The organism is Qipengyuania intermedia, from assembly GCF_019711615.1.
In the GTDB taxonomy this organism is placed as follows: domain Bacteria; phylum Pseudomonadota; class Alphaproteobacteria; order Sphingomonadales; family Sphingomonadaceae; genus Qipengyuania; species Qipengyuania intermedia.
Map to the genome: position 1 here is coordinate 288,092 of NZ_JAIGNS010000003.1, position 26,108 is coordinate 314,199.

The following is a 26,108-nucleotide window of genomic DNA, read 5'->3' on the forward strand; positions in this document are numbered from 1 at the left end:
GCCCCTAGACGCAGGACGGTGTCAGGAAAAGCGCTTAGCCGATCGGGGCGTTGAGATCGTCGGCAGTCACTTCGGGATCCGCCATGATACGCGGAGCAGCCGGGACCGGACGATTGTCGGCCGCGATCGACGCCTGGAGGATGCGGGTCGGGTCCTGCGGCGGTTCGCCGCGATTGATCGCGTCCACTGCGGCCATGTTCGAGATCACACGGCCGAAATTGGTGTAGCGCTTGTCCAGATTGAAGCGCGGATAGAAGACGATAAAGAACTGGCTGTTCGCGCTGTCCTCATCGGCTGCGCGGGCCATCGATACAGTCCCGCGCACATGCGGCATGATGTTGAATTCTTCTTCCAGATCGGGAAGCTCCGAACCACCCTGGCCGGTGCCCGTCGGATCGCCTGTTTGCGCCATGAAACCATCGATCACGCGGTGGAAGATCACCCCGTCGTAGAAACCGGCCCGGGCCAGCGTCTTGATACGGTCCACATGGTTCGGCGCCCAGCTAGGCATCAGGCGGATCGCAACCCGCTCGCCGTTCGACAGGTCGAGCAGCAGGATGTTCTCGCGATCTTCCTGCACGTCGTAACTGATCGGCTGGAACGGCGCGCGCGCAGCCGGAACTTCGGCATCCTGCGCTGTCGCGGTAAGCGGAGCGAGAGCCGTCAGGGCGGCGGCAGCAAGGGCAAGCGAGGTCTTGAGCATCGGGTTTCCGTCGAATTGTCTGATATGCGACACGCCCTAGCGAGCGCGCGCTGTCGGTTCAATGAATAGCTTCGGCAGGATCAATAGTCGCCCAGCCGTCCCTTTTCATCCACACGCTTGACGACATCCTCGCAAACCTCCTGGCTTACGAACGGTGTGATATCGCCGCCAAAAAGGGCAATTTCCTTCACCAGCTTGGACGCGATCGGCTGCAGCGACACGTCGGCCATGAGGAAAACCGTCTCGATATCGTCGTCGAGCTGCTGGTTCATGCCCGCCATCTGGTATTCGTATTCGAAGTCGGCGACGGCGCGCAGACCGCGGATAAGGACATTGGCACCCATTTTCTGCGCGAATTTGACGAGCAGAGCGTTGAAGCCAACGACCTCGACATTGTCGAGGCCCATGCGCGCGATCTCGCGTTCCACCATGGCGAAGCGTTCGTCGGTCGAGAACATCGGGTTCTTCGACGGGTTCGTGGTCACGCCGATGATCAGCTTGTCGACCAGCTTGGATCCCCGGCGGATAATGTCCGCATGGCCGAGCGTGATGGGATCGAAGGTCCCCGGATAAATGCCGATACGTTCGCCCATCAGTGGTCCCTTTTCACGACAAATCGCGCCAGTTCGACGAGCAATGCAGCGTCGGAGCCGTAACCGGCAAGGTGCTGTCCCGCCTGCTCGACCAGCATGTGCGCCTGCGCGCGCGCGGCGTCGCGGCCCATCAGGGTCACGAAGGTTTGCTTGCCCTGTCCTTCGTCCTTGCGCAGAGCCTTGCCGGCCTTCTCCTCGTCGCCTTCGACGTCCAGTAGGTCGTCGGCGATCTGGAAGGCGAGGCCGATGTCGCGTGCATAGGCGCGCAAGTGCGTGCGGCCTTCGGGCGGGATGCGGCCAAGGATCGCCCCCATTTCGACACTGGCGGCAAGCAGAGCGCCTGTCTTGAGCTGTTGCAGGCGGGTAACCTGGCGCAGATCGTAATTCTGTTCGTCGGAAACGATGTCCATCATCTGTCCGCCAGCCATGCCTTCATGGCCGCTTGCCTTGGCAAGAGCTGCCACGAGTTCGGCGCGCACGAATGGGTCGTTGCTGGTGTCGGGCATGGTCAGGATGTCGAATGCCAGCGCGTGGAGGCAATCGCCCGCGAGGACCGCTGTCGCCTCGTCGAACTTCTTGTGGAGCGTAGGCTTGCCATGGCGCAGATCATCATCGTCCATGCAGGGAAGGTCGTCGTGGATCAGCGAATAGGCATGGATCGCCTCGACGGCGCACCCTACATTGACGGCGGCTTGCCGCGTCACTCCGAAGAGCTGAGCAGTGGCGCAGACCAGCAAAGGCCGGACGCGTTTCCCCCCGCCAATCGCTGCATATCTCATCGCTTCGACCAGGCGGGCCCTGGTATCCTGCGGCACGGGAAGGAAAGCGTCGAATGCCCCGTCGACCTCGCTCTGGATTTGGTCGAAAGCATCGGCAAGGAGATCGGGCATTGCGGTCATCGCGTTCACGCCTCAGCTTTCCGCATCGAAAGGTACGGTGCCCGAAGGCTTCCCGTCGGCTCCCTGAACGATCTTTTCGATACGCGCCTGCGCCGCGTCCAGTCTCGCCTGGCAGGCCTTGCGCAATTCCTCGCCGCGTTCGTAGAGTGCAATGCTCTCATCGAGCGGAACTTCCCCGCTCTCGAGATTACGCACGACACCCTCAAGGGCGCGCAGCGCTTCCTCGAAACTCATTTCGCCAATCGGCTTGTCTTGACCCTCTGTCATATAGGGTGAGCATTGACGGGGCACAGCCGCGCGGTCAAGAACATGAAAAAACTGGGGAGCGGTTATGACGTGGATTATCGCATTCGTCGCAGCGGCGCTGGCTTTCGGGGCGCTCGATGCACTGTGGCTCGGATGGGCGGGCAATAATTTCTATCGCCCGCGACTGGGCGACATGCTGGCCGACAGCTTCCGCATGGCCCCCGCCCTCGTATTCTATGCCGCCTACGTCGCCGCGATGGTCTGGTTTGCGGTTCGCCCCGGTCTTTCCGCGGGGCTTGGCAGTGCCGCTCTCAACGGGGCCTTGCTCGGCGCGATCTGCTACGCGACCTATGACCTGACGAACCAGGCGACGCTGAAGCAATGGTCGACCACGGTCACCATCGCCGACATCATCTGGGGCGCATTCGCCACGTCGGTTGCCGCAACCGTCGCCACCTACGCTGCGAGCAAACTCGCCTGAGGGAGGCTGCGGCTCCATGTTCATAGGTCATTTCGCACCGGCTTTCGCCGCGAGCGCCATTACGAGCGAAGCTCCAAAACTGGGTACCCTCTTCATTGCTGCACAGCTGGTGGACTGGGCCTTCATGGCCTTCTTCATGGTCGGTATCGAGCAGGCCCGCATCGAGCCCGGCATCACCGTGATGAACCCGTTCGACCTTTACCATATGCCCTACACGCATAGCCTGCTTGGCACGGCGGTATTCGCGGTGGGCTTCGCAGCCGTAGTCGGCATCACCTTGCGCAACGCGGTGGCTGCGACCTGGACCGCGATCGTCGTGATGAGTCATTGGGTGCTCGACCTCCTCGTCCACCGGCCCGACCTCACCCTCGCAGGGGGCGAGGAAAAGCTGGGCTGGGGCCTGTGGAACTATCCCTGGATCGAGATCCCGCTGGAACTGGGCATTACCCTAGCCGCGTTCATCTGGTTCATGCGGGCGACCAAGGGACCGATCGTACCACCGCTGATCCTCATCGGCGTCATGCTGGTATTCCAGCTGGTCAGCTGGTTCGGACCGCAACCCACCGAATACTCGATCGCCCTGCCGCTCACGGCGCTCGTCGCCTTCGGTCTCATGACCGCGCTTGCCTACTGGGTCGGCACGACGCGCTGGCATCGCAAGGAGGTCGGGCTGGGAGTGGCCAGCCCACCATTGTGGTAGCCGAGCATATTGCGCCCCGGCGCGCAGCACCGTAAGGGCGCGGGCCATGAGCGAAATCACCCCCGACGTCGTTGCCCAGCATGGCCTGTCCGAAGAAGAATACGAGCGCGTCCTGAACGCCCTTGGACGAGAGCCGAACCTCGTCGAACTCGGCATCTTCTCGGTCATGTGGAGCGAGCATTGCTCCTACAAGTCCAGCCGCCTGCACCTCAAGAAGCTGCCGACCGAGGCGCCGTGGGTAATCTGCGGACCGGGCGAGAATGCTGGCGTGATCGACATCGGCGATGGTCAGGCCGCCATCTTCAAGATGGAGAGCCACAACCATCCTAGCTACATCGAGCCCTACCAGGGCGCGGCAACGGGCGTCGGCGGCATCCTGCGCGATGTCTTCACCATGGGCGCACGTCCGGTGGCAAATGCCAACGCTCTGCGTTTCGGGCGTCCCGACCATCCGAAGATGAAGCATCTCGTACAGGGCGTGGTCGCGGGCATCGGTGGCTATGGCAATTGCGTGGGCGTCCCGACCGTCGCTGGCGAGACGAATTTCAACCCGGCCTATGACGGCAACATCCTCGTCAATGCGATGACGGTGGGCGTCGCCGATGCCGACAAGATCTTTTATTCGGCCGCGACCGGCGTCGGAAACCCGATCGTCTATGTCGGCTCCAAGACCGGCCGCGACGGCATTCACGGCGCGACCATGGCCAGCGCGGATTTCGAGGAAGATGCCGATGCCAAGCGCCCCACGGTGCAGGTCGGCGACCCCTTCACCGAAAAGCTGCTGATCGAAGCCTGCCTCGAGCTGATGGCGACGGACGCTATCGTTGCGATCCAGGACATGGGTGCAGCAGGCCTCACCTCCTCCAGCGTCGAAATGGCGACCAACGGCAAGGCCGGCATCCGTCTCGACATGGACAAGGTGCCGTGCCGCGAAGAAGGCATGACGCCTTACGAGATGATGCTGAGCGAAAGCCAGGAGCGCATGCTCATGGTCCTGAAGCCCGGCAAGGAAGAAATGGCTGCGGCCATCTTCGAAAAGTGGGAGCTCGATTTCGCGGTCATCGGCGAAGTCACCGACACGCAGCACATGGTGCTCGAATTCGGCGGCGAAGTGGTGTGCGACATCCCGCTCGGCCCGCTCGCGGCAGATGCGCCCGAATACGACCGGCCGTATCTTTCGAAGGAAGAGTACACGGCTTGGGCGGGCATCAAGCCGATGACCGACCGCCCCGACACCAGCGATGTCGGCGGCGACCTGCTTACTCTCCTCGCCTCCCCCAACCTGTCCTCGCGCAGTTGGATTTCGGAGCAGTACGACAGCCAGGTCGGCGCGGACACGCTCCAGACGGGCGGCGACGCCGGCGTTGTGCGGGTGCATGGCACGAAAAAGGCGCTGGCGATCAGCACCGACTGCACGCCGCGTTACGTCCACGCAGACCCGTACGAAGGCGGCAAGCAGGCGATCGCGGAAGCGTACCGCAACCTGTGCGCAGTCGGCGCGCGTCCCCTTGCGGTCACGAACTGCCTCAACTTCGCCAACCCGCAGCGCCCCGAAATCATGGCGCAGTTCGTCCATGCGCTGGACGGCATGGGTGCAGCCTGCCGCGCGCTCGACTTCCCGATCGTGTCGGGCAACGTCAGCCTTTACAACGAGAGCAAGGCGACCGGCGGCGGCAGCGCGATTCTGCCCACCCCGGCTATCGGCGGCGTCGGCCTGATCGACGATTACGCCAAGATGATGACCATGCCCTTCAAGGCCGAAGGCGAGGCGATCTACCTCATCTGGCCCGAAGAATGGGCCACCCCCGATCCCGAACGTTCGCATATCGGTAAGTCGCTCTGGCTGGCCGAAATCCATGGCCGCGATGAAGGCCGTGCCCCGCCGGTCGATCTCACGCTGGAAAAGAACGCGGGCGAAGGCGTGCGCGAACTGATCGAGGCGGGACTGGTCAGTGCAGTACATGATGTTTCCGATGGCGGACTTGCCGTGGCGCTCGCAGAAATGGCCATGGCCAGCGGCATGGGTGCCGAAACTATCGGCAATGACGATTACACGCAGGCGCAGTGGTGGTTCGGCGAAGACCAGGGCCGCTATGTGATAACCGTCCCCGATGCAGAGGCCTTCAACGCCTATCTCGCCAAGGGTACGGAGAACGAAGACACCGCTCGCGTCGGCTTCCGCCGCCTCGGCACCGTCGGCGGCAACGAGCTGTTCGGCGTCCCGGTGACCAAGCTGCGCGAGGCACACAAGAGCTTCTTCAGCACGTGGATGGAAGGCTAAGGCAGCGCCTGTGGCGCTGCTGCAGCTTGCCCTGCATTACGGCGGGCATTGGCTAGTCCCTTTCCTGTTTGGCCGTGTCCTGTGGGCGAAGACCTGGCTGCGTGCGGGGCTGATCATCGCTTCGGCAAATCTGATCGACCTCGACCATCTGCTCGCAGATCCGATGTTCGATCCCGACCGTTGCAGCATAGGCTTCCACCCGCTTCATGGCTGGATTGCTGCCGGCGTCTATTGCGCGATGCTGCTGGTGCCCAAGTGGTGGGTTCGCGCATTCGCCGTGGGCGCGCTATGGCATCTTGCAGTCGACCTTGGCGATTGCGGCATGCAAAATTGGAACTGACACGATGAGCGCTGGCTATTCGGACACACCCCTCGCCAAGAAACTGTCGCTTAGGGACGGGATTACCGTGTGGTTCGACGGCATGCCCGAAAACATCCTCGACGAGATCGATGAATATGCGCTCGAACTGACCTTCGTATCTGGGCCGGAAGCAGGTCCGGACGCCGCCCACATCTTCGTGACCGATCGGGCCGCCCTTGAACAGAAGCTGGCCGTGCTGCGCGAGGCGATTTCGCCGAATGGCCATGTCTGGGTCAGCTGGCCCAAACAGGGATCGGGCGTCGCCACCGAAATCGACGAACACGCCGTGCGCGAAGCGGGTCTCGCGCTCGGTTTCGTCGATACGAAGAAATGCGCGGTGGACGAGACCTGGTCGGGCCTCAAATTCGCAATCCGCAAGGAATTGCGCTGACCGTCAGGCGGCCTGCTGCTGCGGCGGCATGATCTGGTCTTCTGTAAGACCTTCCTCGCGCATGATCTCAAGGCAACGGAAATAGGTCTCCGGCCTGCCGACGTTCAGCCGCTTGCGCGCAACATCGATGTCTTCACGCATAACCTGCTCGACATCCATATGGGCAAGCTTGGCTGCAGCCTTGCCGAGCCGCCGCCCTTCGTTGATGGCTGCGAAGATCGGGGCCGAGGTGCCCGTGCCCTTCTTGATCTGCCGCGCACCGGCATAAGCGATGAACAGCACGCCCGGATTGAGGTTCTGTTCGTAGCTGAAGCCCAACAGCGCCGCTTCGCCCAGAGCATCTCGACCGTAGCCGGTCAGGATGTGGAAGAGATCGTGCGTGTCGCGCAGGCGGCAGAAATACCATTCCGTCAGATCGTCGTGACGGTTTTCAGGTGGATTGAACTTATGCGATTCGGCGACCAGTCCCGCGGCGGACAGTCCCTCGCGTTTCATGAAGGCAATGTATTTTGCGGCTACCGTACTCGGTCCGCAATCGGCCCAGCGATCATGGTCGTCGAGCATGGCGGGAATGTCCGTGCCGTTGTCGAGAAACCGGCGCCCCTCGTCCGATTGCACGAAGTTCCACGCCTGCTGGTGGCTACGCTTGCCCTTCAGTGCTTCGATGATGTGGAAGACCTGCGCAGTATCTTCCTTGTCGGCGACGAGATTGCGAAAATGGCGCCACGCCTTGAGCGGACGGATGCCACTGGTCTTGCGGTCGGGATGGACGAGGGGTCGATCTGAAAGCGCCATGCGAGACTCCATTGCAGGCAGCAACTTACAATACTGTAAATTGCCTGTCCATGTAACGGGTTCCCTTTCGCGGTCGGAACAGGAATAGGAGGAAGCATGCAAGACCACGACGCCATACCCTATTCCCTGCCAGCGATGGATGACGCCCAGCGGATCGAGCGCGCACGCTCCATGCGGGACCGGTTGAAGCAGCGGCGGACCTGCCGGTATTTCTCCGACGTATCCGTTCCTCGTGAGGTCATCGAAGCCGCAATCGAGGCGGCAGGCACGGCACCCAATGGGGCGAACCACCAGCCCTGGCATTTCGCCGTGGTTTCCTCGCCCGAAAAGAAGCGCGCCATCCGCGAGGCTGCCGAGGCTGAAGAACGCGCGTTCTATGCCGGCAAGGCAAGTGAGGAATGGCTCGATGCACTGGCCCCCTTGGGAACCGACGCCGACAAACCCTTCCTCGAAACCGCACCGTGGCTGATCGTCGTCTTCGCGCAGCGTAAGGGCGGGATCGCAGAAGACGGGAAAACGCAGAACTACTACGTCAACGAAAGTGTCGGAATCGCCTGTGGAATGCTGATCTCGACCTTGCACGAAGCGGGCCTGGCGACGCTGACCCACACCCCCTCGCCCATGGGTTTCCTGCGTGAAATTTGCGAGCGACCCGAGCATGAAAAGCCGTTGATGGTAATCGTTGCGGGGCTACCGGAAGCAGGCGCTACCTTTCCCAAGCACGCTCTCGACAAGAAGCCCCTGTCGACGATCAGTTCCTGGCTCTGACCGGTCGGGCCTCGCGCGCCAGTAATCTATGCGGGTCGATGTTTTCGTCCTGCCAGATTTCATGGCAGCGGCGGTAAGCCGCAGGTTCCGAAAAGCCGAGTGTCTGGCGGGCGTGGTGCAGGTCCATGTGCAAGACCTCGCGGATGGGATGCCCGATCAGGCCGGAGCAACCCTTGCCCGCACGGCGCGCCTCGCGTGCCGCATCGAAGACCGGTGCCTGCGTGTGCACGGATTGCCTGATCTTCAGCGCGCCAGAATAGCCAAGCAACAAGTGCGCCGGACTTGGGGAATGGCCGTGTGTAAACAGGAGAACGCAAGCCTCGCCCAGCGTGTCGCGGCCATAGCCGGTCATGACATGCAACAAATCGTGCGTATCGCGCTGCCTCCACCCGAACCATTCGATCATGTCGCCATATATCGGCCGGCCGGACCATGAACTCTTCTTCGCCAGCCCGTCCGCAGTCAGCCCCTGCTTCTGCATGAAGTCGCAATAGGCCTGCCCGACCGTGCCCTGCGGCAAGGCCCTCAACGCTTCGTGGTCGTCGAGAATATGCGGGAGATAAGGCTCGGACTTGCGGAGCATCTCGCCATGCTCGCTCAGGGCCAGCCGCTCTGCGTCGGGTTCGAAATAATCGGAAGGAAGCGCGTCGTAGATATGGAAAACGTGTGAGGTGTCTTCCTTGTCCTCCACGAGCTTGCGGTAGTGATGCAGCGCGCGCAGAAGATTGCGTTTGCGGTGCGGACGGGCCGGATGGCGAAACGGGATTCCGTCTGCCGCGTGATCCACGCCCGGTCCGGCCATATGAGTTGCTTCGACTACCACTTTTGATCCCTGTTGGGACCGTAGCGCCCTGTTGTCCGATCCTATTGGAAGGATGCGCCAAAAAACCGTTTCGTTTTCAGCCTTCTACCCAATCGGATCGCGCAATCCCAAGTAGCGAGAGCAAGACGGTGAGGTCTTCGCTGACTATCCGGCCGCTTGCCGCATCGCGCGCCTTGGGCTTGGCCCGGTACGCAACGCCGTAATCCGCAGCGACGATCATGGGTATGTCGTTGGCACCGTCTCCGGTGGCCAAGACGCGCGCGCCATCGCCTAACTGGTCCCGCTCCTCCTCGAGCGTAGCGAGCTTTGTCGACGCATCGCTTACGGGCCCTGCCAATTTGCCCGTGAGCTTGCCATCGGCGACGGCAAGGCGATTTCCGACCACCCGGTCGAAGCCGAGCATGTCTGCCACCGGATCGGCAAAATGATGGAAGCCGCCGGTGACGAGAACCGGGCGGCAGCCGTGGCTCTTCAACGTCTGCACCAGAGTGCGTGCGCCTGCGACCGGGCGGATGCGTTCATCCAGGCATTGCTGGATCGCCGTCTCGTCCAAGCCTTCGAGGAGCGCTACCCGCTCTCTCAACGCCGCTTCGAAATCGAGCTCGCCGCGCATCGCGCGTTCGGTGATTTCGGCGACGTGCTGCTTGATGTCCGCATAGTCCGCCAACTCGTCGATACATTCCTGCCCGATCATGGTGCTGTCCATGTCGGAGACGAACAACCGCGGCACTTCGATGGCATGGTCTGCGACCAGCATGTCGCATTCGCCGAAGCATTCGGACAGGATGCGCGTGACCGTGTCGTCCTGCCCGTCGGGGAAGGTGATTTCGAGTACCTCGCCGCAGAAATCCAGCATGGCAGCGGACGCTAGCGGCATGCCTGCCTCGTCCAGCCTCGACCGCGCTGTTTCCAGACGGGTTTCCAGTCCCTCCTGCTCTGCTATCAGTCGCGCGATGAGCACTGCCTATTCTCCTGAAGAACCGTCTCTCGAAAAACCGGTGGCGCTCATCGCAGGGCCGACCGCAAGCGGCAAGAGCGATCTCGCGGTGCGCCTGGCAAAAGCCATCGAAGAGCGCGGCGGTCGTGGTGTCGTCATCAACGCGGACAGCGCACAGGTCTATGCCGATCTTAAGGTCCTTTCCGCCCGGCCCGACGAAGACGAGATGCAAGGCGTCGACCATCGCCTCTATGGTGCCTGGGACGGTGTAACCGCATGCTCGGCAGCCGACTGGGCCGAGGCCGCCAAACGCGAAATTGCCGCGCTCCACGACGAAGGAGCGGTACCGATCCTGTGCGGCGGTACTGGCCTTTACATGCGTACTCTATTGGAAGGTATCGCACCTGTACCTTCTATCGCACAACCTCTACGTGACGAGGTCCGAGGTCTATCCCAGGCAGAAGCGCGCGAAGCGCTGGAAGCAGAGGACCCGGAAGCCGCATCCCGCCTTGCGCCGGCGGATGTTGCGCGCACCGCCAGGGCGCTGGAAGTCGTACGCTCGACCGGGCGTACGCTCAAGGAATGGCAGGCGCGCAAGACCGGCGGCATCGGTGGGGAAATCACCCTTTCCCCGCTTCTCCTCCTGCCAGAACGCGAATGGCTCTACGAACGCTGCGATCGCCGCTTCGGTCTGATGATGGAGGGCGGAGCGGTCGAGGAAGTTGAAAGCTTGCTCGCCCGAGGCCTCGATCCGCAGCTACCCGTCATGCGCGCGATCGGGGTGCGGGAAATCGCAGGCTATCTCAAAGGCGAACTATCGCGGGATGAAGCCATCGTCGCTGGCCAGATTGCGACACGTCGGTACGCCAAGCGGCAATATACCTGGTTCAGGCACCAGCCGCCGGAAACATGGCCGCGGACGAGTAACATTAATGACGCTTTGGCAGACTATTTTGTTTCTTTGTTACGCAAATCGAGTTGACAACGCGCTATTCGTTACTCATACGGAGGCTCCTGTCGGCCCGGTGCTATGACCCCAGCGCCGGGCCGATTTGTGACTGGAAGTGGAGGAATACCCGTGTCGGAAGAGCGCAGCGGCGCCGCAATCCTGATTGAATGCCTGAAGCGGCAGGGTGTCGAATTCGTATTCGGCTATCCCGGCGGTGCAGTGCTGCCGATCTATGACGAGCTGTTCGCAGACGACGGTATCCGCCACATCCTCGTTCGCCACGAAGCAGGCGCTGCTCACGCTGCCGAAGGCTACGCGCGATCCACCGGCAAGCCGGGCGTCGTCCTCGTCACCAGTGGCCCGGGCGCCACCAATGCAGTGACCGGCATCGCCGATGCCTACATGGACTCCATCCCCATGGTGGTCATCACCGGACAGGTCCCCACGGGCCTGATCGGCACCGACGCTTTCCAGGAAGCCGATACCGTCGGTCTCACGCGCCACTGCACCAAGCACAACTATCTGGTCAAAGATCCGGAGCGCCTACGCGCCACGATCGAGGAAGCATTCCGCATCGCCACTACCGGGCGTCCCGGACCGGTCGTGATCGACATTCCTAAGGATGTTCAAATCGCGCTCGCATCCTGGGGCGACCAGGACGATGCGCCCCTGCCCTCGCATCGCTACCAGCCCGAAGTCGACGGCAGTGTGAGCGAGATCGAGCAGGCCATCCAGATGCTGGCGCAGGCGGAACGTCCGATCTTCTACACCGGTGGTGGTGTAATCAACGCGGGACCCAAGGCGACAGAACGCCTTCGCCAACTTCAGAAGGCAACCGGCGCGCCGGTTACCAGCACTCTCATGGGCCTGGGTGCTTTCCCTGCCGATCATCCGGACTGGCTCGGTATGCTCGGCATGCACGGCACATACGAGGCCAACATGGCCATGAACCGGGCTGACCTCATTGTCGCGGTGGGTGCGCGCTTCGACGACCGCGTGACCGGCAGGCTCGACGCTTTCGCCCCGCAAGCGAAGAAAATCCACATCGACATCGACCGTGCACAGATCAATAAGATCGTGCCCGTCGATCTGGGCATCGTGGGCGACTGCGGCAATGTGCTCGATCAGCTGTTGCAGGAATGGGGGGCACGCAAACCCAACGACCTGTCGGAGTGGCAAGCGCGTATTCTTGGTTGGAAAGCTCGCGATTGCCTCGCCTATCCCGAACGCTCCGATGTCATCATGCCGCAAAAGAGCATCGAACGCCTTTTCGCGCTGACGAAGGATCGCGATCCGATCATCACCACAGAGGTCGGCCAGCACCAGATGTGGGCGGCGCAGTATTTCGGCTTCATGGGTCCGAACAAGTGGCTCACCAGCGGCGGCCTCGGCACGATGGGCTACGGCCTCCCCGCGGCCATCGGAGCACAGCTTGGCAATCCCGATGCACTCGTCATCGATATCGCCGGCGAGGCGAGCATCCAGATGAATATCCAGGAGCTTGGTACGGCAAGCCAGTTCCGCCTCCCGGTGAAGGTCTTCATCCTCAACAACGAGTACATGGGCATGGTCCGCCAGTGGCAGGAACTGACCTATGAAAGCCGCTATTCGAACAGCTATTCCGACAGCCTGCCCGATTTCGTGAAACTGGCCGAAGCCTATGGCTGGAAGGGCATCCGTATCGAGGACGAAAGCCAGCTCGATGCCGGGATCGAGGCGATGCTCGCCCATGACGGGCCGGTGATCGTCGATTGCCAGGTGGCCAAGGATGCCAACTGCTTCCCTATGATCCCGAGCGGTGCGGCGCACACCGAGATGCTCCTGTACGGCGATCAAGTGGGCGGCACGATGGACGACGAAGCGAAGGCGCTGGTGTGATGGGCATGCATATGAAGATTCCCACCGAATTCGCGCAGCGCGCGGAACGCAAGAAATGGTTCGCGCGCGAAGATGCAGAACGTCTGCTCGACTGGCTCGAGGATGACGGTCACCGTTTCATCGGCATGGATGTCGCCGAAAAACGCGGTGACGGTAGCTGGGTCCTGCTGCTGGACCAGCTCGATCTCTCGCGCCAGACGGACAATTTCGAAGCGGTCCGCCGCGGGCGCGATTTCCTGCGAGATTACGACGGCGAAGGCCGCATGTTCGAACCAGTCTGGCAGGAGCGCCAGCCGTGAAAATCGCCGAACAGTCCAGCGAGCGTCACGTGCTCAACGTGATCGTCGACAATGAAGCCGGTATCCTCGCGAAGATATCGGGCATGTTCACTGCGCGCGGTTACAATATCGACAGCCTGACCGTAGCCGACATATCGGAAGATCATGCGATCAGCCGGATCACCATCGTGACCCGCGGTCCCGAGCCGGTGATCGACCAGATTCGCGCCCAGCTGGAGCGGCTGGTGCCCGTCCACAAGGTCATCGACCTGACCGAACACGGTGCCCATGTCGAACGCGAGTTGGCTCTGGTGAAAGTCGCCGGAAAGGGCGACGACCGTGTCGAGGCGCTGCGCATTGCAGAACTGTTTCGCGCCAATGTGGTCGACACGACGACGCAGAGTTTCGTCTTCGAGCTGACCGGCGCGCCGGACAAGATCGACAGTTTCATCGTCCTGATGCGTGAACTGGGCCTCGTAGAGGTCGGCCGCTCGGGGATCGTTGGTATGATGCGCGGGCCAGACCGCGCCTAATATGGGGTTAGAAATGCAAGTTTATTACGACGCCGATTGCGACCAGCAGCTGATCAAGGACAAGAAGGTCGCCATTGTCGGTTACGGCAGCCAGGGCCACGCTCACGCGCAGAACCTTCGCGACAGCGGTGTGGGCGAAGTCGTCATCGCCCTGCGCGAAGGTTCGGCCACGGCAAAGAAGGCCGAAGGTGCAGGCTTCACCGTCAAGACGGTCTCGGAAGCCGCCGAATGGGCCGACGTGCTCATGATCCTCGCACCCGACGAGCACCAGGCTGCGATCTATGCGGGCGAGGTTGCGGGCAAGATGCGTCCCGGAACCGCCCTCGCCTTCGCGCACGGTCTCAACATTCACTTCGGCCTGATCGATCCGCCCGCTGACGTGGACGTCATCATGATTGCCCCCAAGGGCCCCGGCCACACGGTTCGCGGTGAGTATATCAAGGGCGGCGGCGTGCCGTGCCTCATCGCGGTCCACCAGGAAAGCAATCAGTCCGGCGGCAACGGCTTCGCCAAGCAACTGGCACTCTCTTACGCCAGCGCAGTCGGCGGCGGCCGTTCGGGGATCATCGAGACCGACTTCAAGGAAGAGTGCGAAACCGACCTCTTCGGCGAACAGGCAGTGCTGTGCGGCGGGATCACCCACCTCATACAGGCCGGTTTCGAAACGCTGGTCGAAGCGGGATACGCGCCCGAGATGGCCTATTTCGAATGCCTCCACGAAACCAAGCTCATCGTCGACCTCCTCTATGAAGGCGGGATCGCGAACATGCGTTATTCGATCTCGAACACGGCGGAATACGGCGACATCAAGACCGGCCCGCGTATCATCACGGAAGAGACCAAGGCAGAGATGGGCCGCGTCCTCAAGGACATCCAGTCGGGTCGCTTCGTGAAGGACTTCGTGCTCGACAACCAGGCGGGACAGCCCGAGCTCAAGGCCAGCCGCAAGGCCGCAGCAGCCCACCCGATCGAGAAGACCGGAGCGCAGCTTCGCGCGATGATGCCGTGGATCGGTGCCAACAAGCTCGTCGACAAAGAACGCAATTAGTCGAAAATCCTTTGCGGTTCAGCGCGATAAGGAGAGGGTGAGGTCATGACGGACCTCGCCTTCTCTTGCGCTTGCGGCACCGTGACGGGTGTCGTGAAAGATGTCGGCCCCGATCAAGGGGACCACGTCTATTGTCACTGCACCGATTGCCAGTCCGTGCCCAAATTCCTTGGTGCCGAAGACCGCATTCTGGATGAGGCTGACGGGACCGAACTTTACCAGACCCGCTGCGCCCGCCTGTCTTTCCATTCGGGCGAGGACCAGCTTGCCGGTCTTCACATGACCGACAAGCCGACCTTGCGCTGGTATGCAAAGTGTTGCGATACGCCGATGTTCAATACCTACGCGAACGGGAAGCTTCCCTATACAACCGTCCTTGTCGCGAATTGCGAGGCAAGCGGCCGATCGGCGTTGGGGCCGGTGCGCGGACACCTCTTCTTGGAAGACGCTCCCGGCAACACCGATGGCCTGAAACCACTTTCCATGAACGCCCTGCTACGCAGCTTTTTCAAGCGACTGATCCGCGATATTTTTTCCGGCGACCGTAGGCGCAATCCATTGTTCGATCCGGCGACATTGCAGCCGATAGCCACTCCGCGAAGGCTCACACCGGACGAACGTCGCACACTCGGTTAGAGTGATCGGATTTTCGTGTCGCCTAATCAGGAACGAGGCTGGCGCTGCGGTTTTGCAAGAGGGCATTCCCGCAGGAGACCGAACATGAAAAAGCCGATCCTCGCCCTAGCCCTCGCCACCAGCGCAGGCCTCGCCGTCACCTCCTTCTCTGCCCAGGGACAAGGTCAGGTGCCGGGCGCAGTCGATGCCAGCCGCGTCGCTGCTGGCACCTACGCCCTCGATCCAGCGCATACCCTCGTGCAGTGGAGCGTGAGCCACTTCGGCTTCAACGACTACTTCGGTCTGTTCGGCGATATCGAGGGCACTATGACCTTCGATCCTGCGGACATCGAAGCGAGTACGTTCGACATCACGATCCCCATCACCAGTGTCGCCGTGCCTAGTGAGGGCTTGCGCGACCATCTCCTGCGCCCGGGCAAGGACGGGGCGGAACCGGATTTCTTCGGTCCCGATCCGGAAGCTGCGCGCTTCGTTTCGACCTCCGTTCGCCGGGTCGGCGACACATCGGCGGTCGTCACCGGACAGCTGACGATGAACGGCAACACCGGCCCGGTCACCATGCTTGTGGACTTCACTGGCGCAGGCCAGAACCCCATGAACGAGGCGCGCACCGTTGGTTTCCACGCCCGCGCGACCATCGACCGGACGCAGTGGGGCATCGATTACCTCGCGCCTGTAGTGGGAAGCGATGTCGACCTCGACATAAGCGCAGCTTTCGAACTGCAGTAAGACCTCTCGACAAGCGCATCGCGAGCCTGCACGACGGTCCGCATGCGCTTGTCCGACTGCCACAATATCGATGATTTCCGAAAGCTGGCAAAAGCACGCCTGCCTTGGCCGGTCTTCGACTATATCGACGGTGCCGCAGACGACGAGCTGACGAAGGCCCGCAACACCAGCGCGTTCGACAGTGTCGACCTGGTGCCGGACGTGCTTGCCGGTGTGGGTAAAATCGACACCAGCTGCACGATTATGGGGCGGAAGAGCGCGCTTCCCCTCATGCTCAGCCCGACAGCGCTCCAGCGGGCATTCCACCGCGACGGAGAACGCGCGGTCGCCTCGGCTGCGGAGAAATTCGGCCTGTGGTTCGGAATTTCAAGCTTGGCGACACACTCGATCGAGGAAATCGCCAGCCTGACCAGCGGCCCCAAGCTGTTCCAGCTCTACGTCCATAAGGATAAGGGCCTCAACGCGAGCATGATCGAACGCTGCCAGGAAAGCGGCTTCGACGCTTTGGCGCTGACAGTCGACACGATCGTATCGGGCAAGAGAGAGCGCTGCCTGCGATCGGGCTTTACCACCCCGCCCCGCTTCTCCGCCTCATCGCTGTGGAGTTACGCGACGCGGCCTTACTGGACGCTCAATTACATCTTCTCCCCCAGGTTCCGCCTGCCCAACCTGGATGGCCACGTACAGGAAGGCACGGGCAAGGCCGTAAGCATCCAGGATTATTTCAACACCATGCTCGACACGAACATGGATTGGGACACCGCCGCACGGATACGGCAGGACTGGGGCGGCACGTTCTGCCTGAAGGGCGTCATGAGCGCTGCCGATGCGCGACAGGCGGTCGATATCGGAGCGGACGCGATCATGATCTCGAACCATGGCGGACGGCAGCTTGACGGCAGCCGCGCCCCTTTCGACCAGTTGCAGGAAATCGTCGATGCCGTCGGAGGCGAGATCGAAATCATCTGCGACGGCGGCGTTCGGCGTGGCACCCACGTTTTGAAAAGCGTTGCGATGGGCGCAACCGCTGCCTCCGGTGGCAGGCTCTACCTCTATGCTCTTGCCGCGGCCGGCCAGGAAGGTGTCGAGCGCGCACTTGCCACACTGCAAGACGAAATCGAGCGGGGCATGCGCCTCATGGGTGTTACACACGTGCAAGAATTGACTCGCGATCGCCTGCGTTGGCGATAGGAAAGAAAACTTCACCTTGTCCTTGGTGAAAAATTGCGCAATTCATGGGTGCATGAACCGCATCGGACTACTTCTGCGACTTACACGCCCTTGGGCGTGAATTCGGTGTGCCATCAGGGTGCACCGCGCACCCAAGGGCCTTTCCGACGATAGCCGAACCCCGATACGAGTTTCTCCATGCCCATGCTTAGCGATCCCAGCGCCAAATACTCGGCCTTTCCACAGGTTTCCCTAACCGACCGTCAGTGGCCGACCAGGACGATCACCGCCCCGCCCCGTTGGCTGTCGACCGATCTTCGAGACGGGAACCAGGCGATCGTCGATCCGATGGATGCGCACAAGAAGAACCGCTTCTTCGATCTCCTCATCGAGATCGGCGTAAAAGAGATCGAAGTCGGCTTTCCCAGCGCGGGCGCGACAGAGTTCGATTTCATCAGCGGCCTCGTCCAATCAGGCCGCGTCCCAGACGATGTGCTGGTGCAGGTTCTCACCCAAAGCAGGGAAGACCTGATCCGTACGAGCTTCGCCAGTCTCAAGGGCGCGAAGCAGGCCATCGTACACCTCTACAACGCTGTCAGCCCGGCGTGGCGCGAAGTCGTTTTCGGCATGACGCGTGAGCAAGTGCGCGACATCGCCGTTCGCGGCGCCAAGGTCATGCGTGACGAGGCGGCGCAGCAACCGGACACCGACTGGCACTTCCAGTATTCTCCGGAAACATTCTCCACCGCAGAGCTCGATTTCAGCCTCGAGGTTTGCGAAGCGGTGATGGAAGTCCTTGCCCCCACTCCCGAACATCCGATCATCCTCAACCTCCCGGCGACGGTCGAGGCGGCCACTCCGAACATTTACGCTGACCAGGTCGAATATTTCATCCGCAACCTGCCCAATCGCGAGAGCGCGGTCATCAGTCTGCATACGCACAACGACCGGGGCACCGGCGTTGCTGCAGCCGAACTGGCCCTGATGGCCGGAGCGGACCGGGTGGAAGGATGCCTCTTCGGGAACGGCGAGCGGACGGGGAATTGCTGCCTCGTGACGATGGCGCTCAACATGTACACGCAAGGCGTCGATCCTCGTCTCGATTTCTCGGACATCGACCGTGTCATCGAAACTGTCGAATACTGCAACGAGCTGCCGGTGCACCAGCGCCATCCCTATGGCGGCGAACTGGTCTACACCGCGTTTTCCGGCAGCCACCAGGACGCGATCAAGAAGGGCTTCGCGGCACATGAAGTGCAGAACGATCCCCATTGGCGCGTGCCGTATCTCCCGATCGATCCGGCCGATCTGGGGAGAAGCTATGAAGCGGTCATCCGCGTCAATTCGCAATCGGGTAAAGGCGGTTTTGCTTGGGTACTCGAGCAGGACCAGGGGCTCAAACTGCCCAAGAAGATGCAGGCCGATTTTAGCCCGCACGTGCAGCGGATGGCTGACGAACTGGGCCGTGAACTTGGCGCGGCGGATATTTGGGATGCCTTCAAGCGCGCCTATCACGTGCAGACGACAGACAAGCGTTTCCAATTGGTCGACTATGAAGAGCGGCGTGCTGCAGACGGCACGCGCCTGTTCAGCGGCACCATCGCGGTCGACGGCGTCGAGCAAACCGTTTCCGGCAGGGGCAACGGCCTCATTTCATCCGTTCTCTCGACCATCGAGGAAGCCTTCGGCCTCCAGCTCGAAGTCCTGGACTATAGCGAGCATGCGCTAACCACCGGCAGGGATAGTCAGGCTGCGGCTTATCTCGAATGTCGCGATAGCGCGGGCAATAGCTTGTGGGGATGCGGCATCGACGAAGACGTCGCTACTGCAAGTGTCCGATCGGTTTTGAGTGCAGCCAATTCTGCGATCGGTCTCGCCGGCAACCAATAGTACCGTCCCATCGCGGGATCAAATGCTTGATGTATACAATCAAATGATAGCGTGTATGGTACAAGAAGGGTCACTATCGCATCAAAACAGGCTGTTACGGCCGCTGGATGAGACGCGCTCAGTTGGAAGACCCCTTCTACGTCATCAAGGCCGATCACCTTCCGGCGCTCTACTATCTGGAGCGCGCTCATCCACGTCCGCGCAGAATGGAATGGATAAACCGCGGTACGAATTCGGTGATGCGCCCATCGACCGTCGACATGCTGTTGCGCACCTTATTCAGGCATCCCCGCTCACCAAGCGTGAAGAAGCTTCATGAAACAGCGGGCCTGCGGGTAACTTTCGGAGGGGACGCAGACCGGGACCGGTTCGCTAGGTCTTTCCTCGAAGCGAGACGCCACATGAAATCGAATTCCGCGCGCGTCGTGACGGCGGTCTTCGAAGGGTCTGAATCCGCGCAGGCTGCTGTCGAAAAACTTCGCGACGACGGAATACCCGATGGCGCGGTATCGATGGTCTGGCGCACCAGCCAATATCTCGACGCCGACTACAAGCCTACCGAGGGTCACGGTTATCTCGGGATCGCATCGGCGATGGCCGGTGGCGGCCTTGCAGGTGCAATGCTGGGGACAGCAATCCTGTTTATCCCGGGTGTCGGCCCCGTGGCCGTGGCAGGCGCTCTTACCGCCTCCGCCTTCTCTTCTGTCGCGGCGTTCTCCGGTATTGTCGGGGCTACCGGAAGCGGAATTGCGAAAATGCTGACCGATCACGATGTCGATGGCGTCTCGGCGACCCTGTACGAGCAGGAAATCCGGAAAGGCCGAGTGTTCGTTTCCGTCGACTGCGTCGAGGCAAAATGCGATCCTGCGAAGATACATGAGACGCTCGATAAGGCGGGTGGCAAGACCGCCGGACTGGATTCCGGCGGACTATCCTGATTGCCGATGGGGAGAATAACGATGAGCGAAGAAATACTCGAACCGGACCTGCCAATCATCGATCCGCATCATCACCTCTGGGATTTAAGGCCGCTTGTCCCAGCCTTTCCAGAGCCGCGACACGATTTCATCGAAGCGATTGCCGGTGCCGCCTATTACACGTTCGATGAATTGCTGGCCGACACGACAACAGGCCATAACATTATCGGTACTGTGTTCATGGAGTGCGGCGCATTTTACGATGCCGGACGCGATGACGCGATGAAAAGCGTGGGCGAAGTCGAGTTCGTGAATGGCGTCGCCGCCCAGGGTGCCAGCGGCTTGTACGGCGATTTTCGTCCCTGCGCAGGGATCGTCGGCCATGCGGATCTGACCCTTGGCGACAAGGTGAAGCCCGTTATCGAAGCCCTGATCGCTGCCGGCAACGGGCGGTTTCGGGGTATTCGCCACGCAAGCGCGTGGGATGCCGATCCCGAAGTGCTTGGCCCGCCCTTTCACGCGCCGGAAGGGCTCTATCATAGCGATGTTTTTCGGGCTGGCTTTGCTGCCTATGCAGATTTCGGCCTTACGTTCGACGCCTGGCTTCTCGAGCCGCAATTGGGCGACGTAATCGATCTGGCGAAGGCTTTTCCCGAGCAGCAAATCATCCTCGATCATTGCGGCACGCCGCTCAATATCGCCAGCTATCGCGGTCAACTGCACGAGAATTTCGATCGCTGGCGCAGATCGATCCATTCGCTCGCGGAATGTCAGAACGTGACGGTGAAGCTTGGCGGGCTGGCCATGGCCTTCTGCGGGATGCCCGAAGAAGGACCGGCCAAGGGCCTCGGCTCCGACCATCTGGCGGCACTTTGGCGCCCCTATATCGAGACCTGCATCGAAAGCTTCGGTCCGGACCGCGCCATGTTCGAAAGCAATTATCCCGTCGATCGCTGGGGTGCGAGCTATCCGGTTCTGTGGAATGCGTTCAAACGCCTCGCGCAAGGACACTCGCCGGACGAGAAACGTGCTCTGTTTGCGGGCACCGCGGCGCGAGTATACGGCATCGAAAATCTGCTGGCCTGACCCTGACGTTTACGTAACGTCAGCCTCGACAAGCGCCCGTGCGCGCCATAGGCGTGCCTGTTCCAAGAGATGAGGAGCCTTATCGCATGAGCCTGCCCGCACCCTTCGACAAATTGCGCATCCCCGTGATCGGGTCTCCCCTCTTCATCGTATCCGGTCCCGAACTCGTGATTGCGCAATGCAAGGCTGGGATCGTCGGTAGCTTCCCTGCACTGAATGCGCGTCCGCAGAGCGAACTCGACGAATGGCTTCATCGCATCACCGAAGAACTCGCCTCGCACAATCGCGACAATCCCGATCGCCCCGCGGCCCCCTTTGCGGTCAACCAGATCGTGCATCGGTCGAACGATCGCATCGAAGCCGACATGGCAACCTGTGCGAAATGGCAGGTGCCGCTGGTAATCACCTCTCTAGGTGCGCGTGAAGAGATTTTCGATGCCGTGCGCGGCTGGGGCGGGATCACCATGCACGACGTGATCAACAACCGCTTCGCACACAAGGCGATCGAAAAAGGCGCGGACGGCCTCATTCCCGTGGCCGCCGGCGCTGGCGGTCATGCGGGCACTCTCAGCCCGTTCGCCCTCATGCAGGAAATCCGCGAATGGTTCGACGGGCTGGTGGCTCTGTCGGGCTCCATCGCACACGGCCGATCGATCCTCGCAGCGCAGGCTCTGGGCGCCGACTTCGCCTACATCGGCTCGCCCTGGATCGCCACCGAAGAGGCCAATGCAGTCGAAGGCTACAAGAAGGGCATCGTCGAAGGTAGCGCCGACGGCATCGTCTATTCGAACCTCTTTACCGGTGTGCACGGCAATTACCTTCGTTCCAGCATCGAGAATGCAGGCCTTGATCCGGAAAACCTGCCCGAAAGCGATCCGAGCAAAATGAACTTCGGCAGCGGCGGGAACACTAAGGCGAAGGCTTGGAAAGATATCTGGGGCTCGGGACAGGGGATCGGCACGGTCAAGAATGTCGGACCTGTCGAAGACATGGTCGCCCGTCTCGAAAGCGAATACAATGCTGCCAAAAAGGCGCTGGCCGAGGCAACGGGTTAAGCCGCCGCCGCCCAGAGCACTTCAGCCATTTCGTCGAGCTCGGAAAAGTCGACGCCAGCGCCTAGCGGATCCTTGCGATTAAGCGTGATGGGGCGCGTATCATCCAGCAGTTGCCTGCGCAGCGCTTTCTGGAGCGCGTGCAATTGATCGATCGCGGCACGACCGGCAGTTTCGCGATCCGATAGGCGCAGGGCCGCCCACCTTGCTTCGATCTCGCCAACACGCTCGATCACCATCGAATTGTAATCGCGATGTGGGCCACGATGCAGCGGCAGGGCAGTTCGCTGCGCCGCTTTCTCGGAGCACGGCAAGAGCATGCCGTTGATCCGGAAATCGTCGAAACCGATGCGCTCCCTGCCCAAGACGGCAAACCTCGATCCGAAGCACCTTCGGTTCAGCAGCTGCCTCGGCAGCAGGTGATGGCGTTGCATGGCGGGATCATGCCCCTTCCCGCCCCGGCGATTGACCGCACGGAAGGGCACGCGGAAGCGCTGATCCCAATAGATGTGGCGACCCAAAGCGACTTCCCTACATCGGATTTACCTCGATAAGATTTGCACCAACCGGCTCGACAGACAGGGACAACCCTTCCTCGGTCGACATTTCGATGCGGTGATCCAATCGCCCCATAGCGACGATCTCATGGATCAGTCGGAGCGCGATGCGGGTCGCTGCGGAGCGATCCTGCGAGAGTTCGGTCGAGAGAACGATCTCCCGACCAAGGAACCAGTCCATCCCGTTAGTGCAAAGACGTCCACTGGGATCGATCTGGAAACCTGCGAGGCAAAGCGCGGGAAACGGGCCGCCTTCGATCCACGAGGCGACCGCCGATCTGAAGAACCTGGGCGGCATGGCCGTACGGGCCGGTCCCCAGCAGACCGCTTCGACACCATCAAGCAGACCTGCCAGACTGGCAGCCATATCGAGCAACGCGCGCACAACAGGCAGGCTGTTGGCGGCATCGGCTAGGTGAGGTCCCGGGGACAGGGCCAAAGCCTCGAAGGAACCCAGATCCTGATCGACCGGGATATTAAGACGATGCTCTATCGCAGGTAAGGAGACGGCGGGACCCGGAGCAAGGCCGAGGCAATCGAAGGTCATCCCCCACTGCAACAGTTCGAGCCACGTTTCTTCCGACTTGGACCGCGCTCTTCCTCGGGCATGATCGGGATTGTAATCGCGCCCGAAGGGATCGTGACTGACGGAAAGCCCCGAGATGGCTTCGGCGGCCTCGATCAGGGCCGGCCTATCCGGCCTGCGTGAACGGGAAAAAACAAGATATACGGCTCCGACGCCGCCCGAACGAGCCAATTCTTCGCCTGCCCCCTCCATCATTGCACGTCCGCCCCCCCGATCCCTCTAGGACCAAGCCTTTAGCGAAAAGCCCCATTGCGTCGAGAGCCTTGCGCCCAATTACAGCCAATTTGGACCCATCACCCGAGATCAGAATATGCCCTGCCCAAGCCCTTCGGCGAATGCCTCGCCCAGTTCTGCCGCTTGCACCAAAGCTTCATCCGTCAACACCTTGGGGGCCAGGATCGCTTCGGGCGACTGCGCTTCGGTGTTGACGATGATGGGATCGGCAACCCGCTTCAATCGCCACCCCTTGGCGATACGATCGATCTGTCGCTGAGCCCCCTCACCGTCGGAACCTGCGGCGATTATCGTCGCATAGGCACGGCCTTCGATCTTGCCGAGGACCGGATAATAGCACCGGTCGAACATCTCTTTCATGCAGCCGCTCATCGTTGCGAGATTTTCCGGACAGACGAACAGATAGCCGCCGGCCCCAAGTATATCCGCCGGGAGGACGTCCTGCGCGGCCATCAGGATCGCCAAATCGCCCGCGCCTTCATTCGCAGCCTGAGCCAGCGCTTCGCTGGCCCCGGTCCTGCTGTGCCAGATGATCAGAAGGGGTTGTGTCGGCATCGTGCTCCAGAGCATCGCGCGTGACTGTCGATTGTCAATGGCAGGCGACTTGCTGGAGGCCTTGCAGAGCGGGTAGGATCGGTCGCATGGCTACATCTGCGCTTCCCTACGTTTACGGCGTCTCACGCTCGCTCACCGGCAAGGCGTGGCGCTGGCGCGGCGGCAATATGGACCTTGGGAAAGGCAATTTCTCGGACGGGCAGGATATCCTGCGTCAAATCCTCTTGGCCAGGGGCGTGGATGCTCAGGATATCGAGCGGCACATGACGCCGACGCTGCGAGATTTTCTCCCCGATCCTTCGGAATTCAACGATATGGATGTCGCGGCAGAGCGTATGGCCCAGGCCATCCTTACAGGAGAGAAAATCACCGTATACGGCGATTACGACGTGGATGGCGCGACCAGTTCGGCGCTCCTTATTCGCTTGCTGCGCGATCTCGGTGTCGAAGCGGACTATTACATCCCGGACCGCTTGCTGGAAGGCTACGGCCCATCGGGTGAGGCGCTGGTCAAGCTGGGCCAGTCGGGATCAAGCCTCGTCGTCACAGTCGATTGCGGCGCGATGGCGCATGAGGCGCTATCGATGGCAAGCGATGCGGGCGTGGATGTCATCGTCGTAGATCACCACAAATGTTCCCCCGAACTTCCGCGCACGGTCGCGCTCGTGAATCCAAACCGGCTGGATGAGAACGACCTTGCCGCAGCGCATGGACATCTTGCCGCGGTCGGCGTGGCCTTCCTGCTCGCAATCGCCGTTGTGCGCACCCTGCGCACCAGCGGCTATTTCGAACAGCGCCCCGCCCCCGACTTGCTCGCCCTGCTCGACCTCGTTGCGCTTGGCACAGTCGCCGATGTGGCGGCGTTGCATGGACTGAACCGCGCGTTCGTTGCGCAGGGGCTCAAAGTGATGGGCAAGCGTGCAAACACCGGCATGGCCGCCCTGATCGATGCCAGCCGCCTGAAACGAAGCCCTGTGTGTTCGGATCTGGGCTTCGCGCTCGGGCCACGCATCAACGCCGGGGGGCGTGTCGGCGAATCCACCTTGGGCGTGCGATTGCTCACCACGCAGGATCCGGAGGAAGCTGCACAGATTGCCGCCCAGCTTTCCGCTCTCAACGAAGAGCGCCGCGCCATCGAAGCTGAGGTCCAGCAGGCGGCGGAAGAGCAGCTTGCGGCACAGCACAACCGTGCCGTTCACGTGCTAAGCGGCGAAGGCTGGCATCCCGGGGTGATCGGCATCGTAGCGGGCAGAATCAAGGAAAAGACGGGCAAGCCCTCCCTCGTCATCGCCGTCGACGATGCGTCGGGCGAAGGAAAAGGCTCTGGGCGATCGATACCCGGTGTCGACCTGGGCGCCGCCATAATCCGCGCGCGTGAAGAAGGCCTACTGGTCAAGGGCGGCGGACACGCGATGGCCGCAGGCCTTACGGTAGAGGCTGGCAAGATAAACGCTCTGGCCGAATGGCTCGACAGCCACCTCGAACAGGCCGTCGCACGCGCATCGGACAATCTCGAGATGCTGCTCGACATCGCAGTCGCGCCGGGGGGGCTTACCCCGGACCTGGTCGAATCGCTCGACGCCGGCGGCCCCTACGGGGTCGGTTGGCCCGGTCCACGTGTAGCAGTCGGTCCTGTCAGGCTTGTAAAATGCGACATCGTCGGCACGGATCACGTCCGGCTGATCGCGAGCGGGGATGACGGAAAAAGCTTCAAGGGCATCGCATTCCGAGCCGCCGACAGCGAAATGGGCCAGGCCCTGCTCCATGGCTCGCGTGGACGGCGACTGTGGCTGGCAGGCCGCGCAAAGATCGACGATTGGGGCAGCCGTCCCCAAGCCGAACTGCACCTCGAAGACGCAGCTTTCGCGGACTGATCGGCAAGTTGCACAATTCGAGGCTTGACGCTTTCGACGCCCCCGCCTAAGTGCCCCGCCACGCCACCGACCCGGTAACGGGTGTGGCCCGTTCGTCTAGCGGTTAGGACGCGGCCCTTTCACGGCTGAAACACGGGTTCGATTCCCGTACGGGTCAC

29 protein-coding genes and 1 tRNA gene are annotated in these 26,108 nt (G+C 61.5%); 20 read left to right on the forward strand and 10 right to left on the reverse strand.

Features of this window, described 5'->3' with window-relative positions; translation table 11 throughout:
• Positions 1 to 34 precede the first annotated feature (34 nt).
• From K3179_RS13235 to K3179_RS13250, 4 genes are all read right to left on the reverse strand, one after another.
• Positions 35 to 703 (reverse strand): peptidylprolyl isomerase, encoded by a 669-nt coding sequence (locus K3179_RS13235; RefSeq protein ID WP_221566222.1) that lies wholly within the window; start codon positions 701 to 703, stop codon positions 35 to 37.
• 80 nt (positions 704 to 783) lie between these two features.
• The gene (coaD, locus tag K3179_RS13240) at positions 784 to 1,296 is read right to left on the reverse strand and encodes a pantetheine-phosphate adenylyltransferase (protein ID WP_090479824.1); all 513 of its coding nucleotides are present in this window, start codon (positions 1,294 to 1,296) and stop codon (positions 784 to 786) included.
• Positions 1,296 to 2,186: a polyprenyl synthetase family protein gene (locus K3179_RS13245; RefSeq protein ID WP_221566307.1), complete on the reverse strand. Its 891-nt coding sequence runs from the start codon at positions 2,184 to 2,186 to the stop codon at positions 1,296 to 1,298. The genes coaD and K3179_RS13245 overlap by 1 nt, the downstream gene beginning before the upstream one ends.
• A gap of 21 nt (positions 2,187 to 2,207) precedes the next feature.
• On the reverse strand, positions 2,208 to 2,462 hold the full coding sequence (locus K3179_RS13250; RefSeq protein ID WP_221566224.1) for an exodeoxyribonuclease VII small subunit: 255 nt from the start codon (positions 2,460 to 2,462) through the stop codon (positions 2,208 to 2,210).
• Positions 2,463 to 2,526: 64 nt separating this feature from the next.
• Here K3179_RS13250 and K3179_RS13255 point away from each other — a divergent pair, with 64 nt between their 5' ends.
• The 5 genes from K3179_RS13255 to K3179_RS13275 are packed head-to-tail and all read left to right on the forward strand — an operon-like array spanning position 2,527 to position 6,655.
• Positions 2,527 to 2,922: a DUF2177 family protein gene (locus tag K3179_RS13255; protein ID WP_221566225.1), complete on the forward strand. Its 396-nt coding sequence runs from the start codon at positions 2,527 to 2,529 to the stop codon at positions 2,920 to 2,922.
• 16 nt (positions 2,923 to 2,938) lie between these two features.
• On the forward strand, positions 2,939 to 3,622 hold the full coding sequence (locus tag K3179_RS13260) for a hypothetical protein (RefSeq protein ID WP_221566227.1): 684 nt from the start codon (positions 2,939 to 2,941) through the stop codon (positions 3,620 to 3,622).
• A 46-nt stretch (positions 3,623 to 3,668) separates the two neighbouring features.
• The gene (gene purL / locus K3179_RS13265; protein ID WP_221566229.1) at positions 3,669 to 5,903 is read left to right on the forward strand and encodes a phosphoribosylformylglycinamidine synthase subunit PurL; all 2,235 of its coding nucleotides are present in this window, start codon (positions 3,669 to 3,671) and stop codon (positions 5,901 to 5,903) included.
• A 10-nt stretch (positions 5,904 to 5,913) separates the two neighbouring features.
• Positions 5,914 to 6,243, forward strand: coding sequence for a DUF6122 family protein (locus K3179_RS13270; RefSeq protein WP_221566231.1), 330 nt, complete (start codon positions 5,914 to 5,916; stop codon positions 6,241 to 6,243).
• Between the two features lie 4 nt (positions 6,244 to 6,247).
• Positions 6,248 to 6,655, forward strand: coding sequence for a DUF3052 domain-containing protein (locus K3179_RS13275; RefSeq protein ID WP_221566233.1), 408 nt, complete (start codon positions 6,248 to 6,250; stop codon positions 6,653 to 6,655).
• A gap of 3 nt (positions 6,656 to 6,658) precedes the next feature.
• Here K3179_RS13275 and K3179_RS13280 read toward each other — a convergent pair whose 3' ends face one another.
• The gene (locus tag K3179_RS13280) at positions 6,659 to 7,450 is read right to left on the reverse strand and encodes a Coq4 family protein (protein ID WP_221566234.1); all 792 of its coding nucleotides are present in this window, start codon (positions 7,448 to 7,450) and stop codon (positions 6,659 to 6,661) included.
• Between the two features lie 96 nt (positions 7,451 to 7,546).
• Between K3179_RS13280 and K3179_RS13285 the strand changes: the two genes are divergently transcribed.
• Entirely contained in the window at positions 7,547 to 8,218 is a 672-nt protein-coding gene (locus K3179_RS13285) for a nitroreductase family protein (RefSeq protein ID WP_221566236.1), read from the forward strand.
• Here K3179_RS13285 and K3179_RS13290 read toward each other — a convergent pair.
• Both K3179_RS13290 and serB read right to left on the reverse strand, forming a co-directional pair.
• Positions 8,202 to 9,041, reverse strand: a complete 840-nt coding sequence (locus tag K3179_RS13290) for a Coq4 family protein (protein ID WP_345723030.1) — start codon at positions 9,039 to 9,041, stop codon at positions 8,202 to 8,204. The two genes, K3179_RS13285 and K3179_RS13290, sit on opposite strands and share 17 nt — an antisense overlap.
• A 76-nt stretch (positions 9,042 to 9,117) precedes the next feature.
• Complete coding sequence (gene serB, locus K3179_RS13295; RefSeq protein ID WP_345723032.1) at positions 9,118 to 10,002, reverse strand: phosphoserine phosphatase SerB; 885 nt, start codon at positions 10,000 to 10,002, stop codon at positions 9,118 to 9,120.
• Here serB and miaA point away from each other — a divergent pair.
• From miaA to K3179_RS13355, 12 genes are all read left to right on the forward strand, one after another.
• On the forward strand, positions 9,995 to 10,960 hold the full coding sequence (miaA, locus tag K3179_RS13300; protein WP_221566238.1) for a tRNA (adenosine(37)-N6)-dimethylallyltransferase MiaA: 966 nt from the start codon (positions 9,995 to 9,997) through the stop codon (positions 10,958 to 10,960). The genes serB and miaA overlap by 8 nt on opposite strands.
• A 96-nt stretch (positions 10,961 to 11,056) precedes the next feature.
• Entirely contained in the window at positions 11,057 to 12,805 is a 1,749-nt protein-coding gene (ilvB, locus tag K3179_RS13305; protein WP_221566240.1) for a biosynthetic-type acetolactate synthase large subunit, read from the forward strand.
• 11 nt (positions 12,806 to 12,816) lie between these two features.
• Complete coding sequence (locus K3179_RS13310; protein WP_221566242.1) at positions 12,817 to 13,104, forward strand: hypothetical protein; 288 nt, start codon at positions 12,817 to 12,819, stop codon at positions 13,102 to 13,104.
• Positions 13,101 to 13,616, forward strand: coding sequence for an acetolactate synthase small subunit (gene ilvN / locus K3179_RS13315; RefSeq protein WP_090479858.1), 516 nt, complete (start codon positions 13,101 to 13,103; stop codon positions 13,614 to 13,616). The genes K3179_RS13310 and ilvN overlap by 4 nt, the downstream gene beginning before the upstream one ends.
• 13 nt (positions 13,617 to 13,629) lie before the next feature.
• Positions 13,630 to 14,664, forward strand: a complete 1,035-nt coding sequence (ilvC, locus tag K3179_RS13320) for a ketol-acid reductoisomerase (RefSeq protein WP_221566244.1) — start codon at positions 13,630 to 13,632, stop codon at positions 14,662 to 14,664.
• Positions 14,665 to 14,709: 45 nt separating this feature from the next.
• Positions 14,710 to 15,300 (forward strand): DUF6151 family protein, encoded by a 591-nt coding sequence (locus K3179_RS13325; RefSeq protein WP_221566246.1) that lies wholly within the window; start codon positions 14,710 to 14,712, stop codon positions 15,298 to 15,300.
• An 84-nt stretch (positions 15,301 to 15,384) separates the two neighbouring features.
• Positions 15,385 to 16,029: a YceI family protein gene (locus tag K3179_RS13330; RefSeq protein ID WP_221566248.1), complete on the forward strand. Its 645-nt coding sequence runs from the start codon at positions 15,385 to 15,387 to the stop codon at positions 16,027 to 16,029.
• Between the two features lie 42 nt (positions 16,030 to 16,071).
• The gene (locus K3179_RS13335) at positions 16,072 to 17,220 is read left to right on the forward strand and encodes an alpha-hydroxy acid oxidase (protein ID WP_221566250.1); all 1,149 of its coding nucleotides are present in this window, start codon (positions 16,072 to 16,074) and stop codon (positions 17,218 to 17,220) included.
• Between the two features lie 177 nt (positions 17,221 to 17,397).
• On the forward strand, positions 17,398 to 19,089 hold the full coding sequence (leuA, locus tag K3179_RS13340; protein ID WP_221566252.1) for a 2-isopropylmalate synthase: 1,692 nt from the start codon (positions 17,398 to 17,400) through the stop codon (positions 19,087 to 19,089).
• A gap of 401 nt (positions 19,090 to 19,490) precedes the next feature.
• Positions 19,491 to 20,027, forward strand: a complete 537-nt coding sequence (locus tag K3179_RS13345) for a hypothetical protein (protein ID WP_221566254.1) — start codon at positions 19,491 to 19,493, stop codon at positions 20,025 to 20,027.
• Positions 20,028 to 20,048: 21 nt separating this feature from the next.
• On the forward strand, positions 20,049 to 21,092 hold the full coding sequence (locus tag K3179_RS13350; RefSeq protein WP_221566256.1) for an amidohydrolase family protein: 1,044 nt from the start codon (positions 20,049 to 20,051) through the stop codon (positions 21,090 to 21,092).
• Positions 21,093 to 21,178: 86 nt separating this feature from the next.
• Positions 21,179 to 22,147, forward strand: coding sequence for an NAD(P)H-dependent flavin oxidoreductase (locus tag K3179_RS13355; protein ID WP_221566258.1), 969 nt, complete (start codon positions 21,179 to 21,181; stop codon positions 22,145 to 22,147).
• Here K3179_RS13355 and K3179_RS13360 read toward each other — a convergent pair.
• From K3179_RS13360 to K3179_RS13370, 3 genes are all read right to left on the reverse strand, one after another.
• The gene (locus tag K3179_RS13360; RefSeq protein ID WP_247713052.1) at positions 22,144 to 22,665 is read right to left on the reverse strand and encodes an AHH domain-containing protein; all 522 of its coding nucleotides are present in this window, start codon (positions 22,663 to 22,665) and stop codon (positions 22,144 to 22,146) included. The genes K3179_RS13355 and K3179_RS13360 overlap by 4 nt on opposite strands.
• 10 nt (positions 22,666 to 22,675) lie before the next feature.
• Entirely contained in the window at positions 22,676 to 23,482 is an 807-nt protein-coding gene (locus tag K3179_RS13365; RefSeq protein ID WP_221566260.1) for a hypothetical protein, read from the reverse strand.
• Between the two features lie 108 nt (positions 23,483 to 23,590).
• Positions 23,591 to 24,076, reverse strand: coding sequence for a flavodoxin family protein (locus K3179_RS13370; protein ID WP_221566262.1), 486 nt, complete (start codon positions 24,074 to 24,076; stop codon positions 23,591 to 23,593).
• Between the two features lie 86 nt (positions 24,077 to 24,162).
• On the opposite strand from K3179_RS13370, the gene recJ reads away from it, so the two are divergent.
• Together recJ and K3179_RS13380 are read left to right on the forward strand one after the other, a co-directional pair.
• A complete protein-coding gene (gene recJ, locus K3179_RS13375; RefSeq protein WP_221566264.1) occupies positions 24,163 to 25,950 on the forward strand; it encodes a single-stranded-DNA-specific exonuclease RecJ in 1,788 nt (595 codons plus the stop codon).
• An 85-nt stretch (positions 25,951 to 26,035) separates the two neighbouring features.
• Positions 26,036 to 26,107 (forward strand) — tRNA-Glu (locus K3179_RS13380).
• Position 26,108 lies beyond the last annotated feature (1 nt).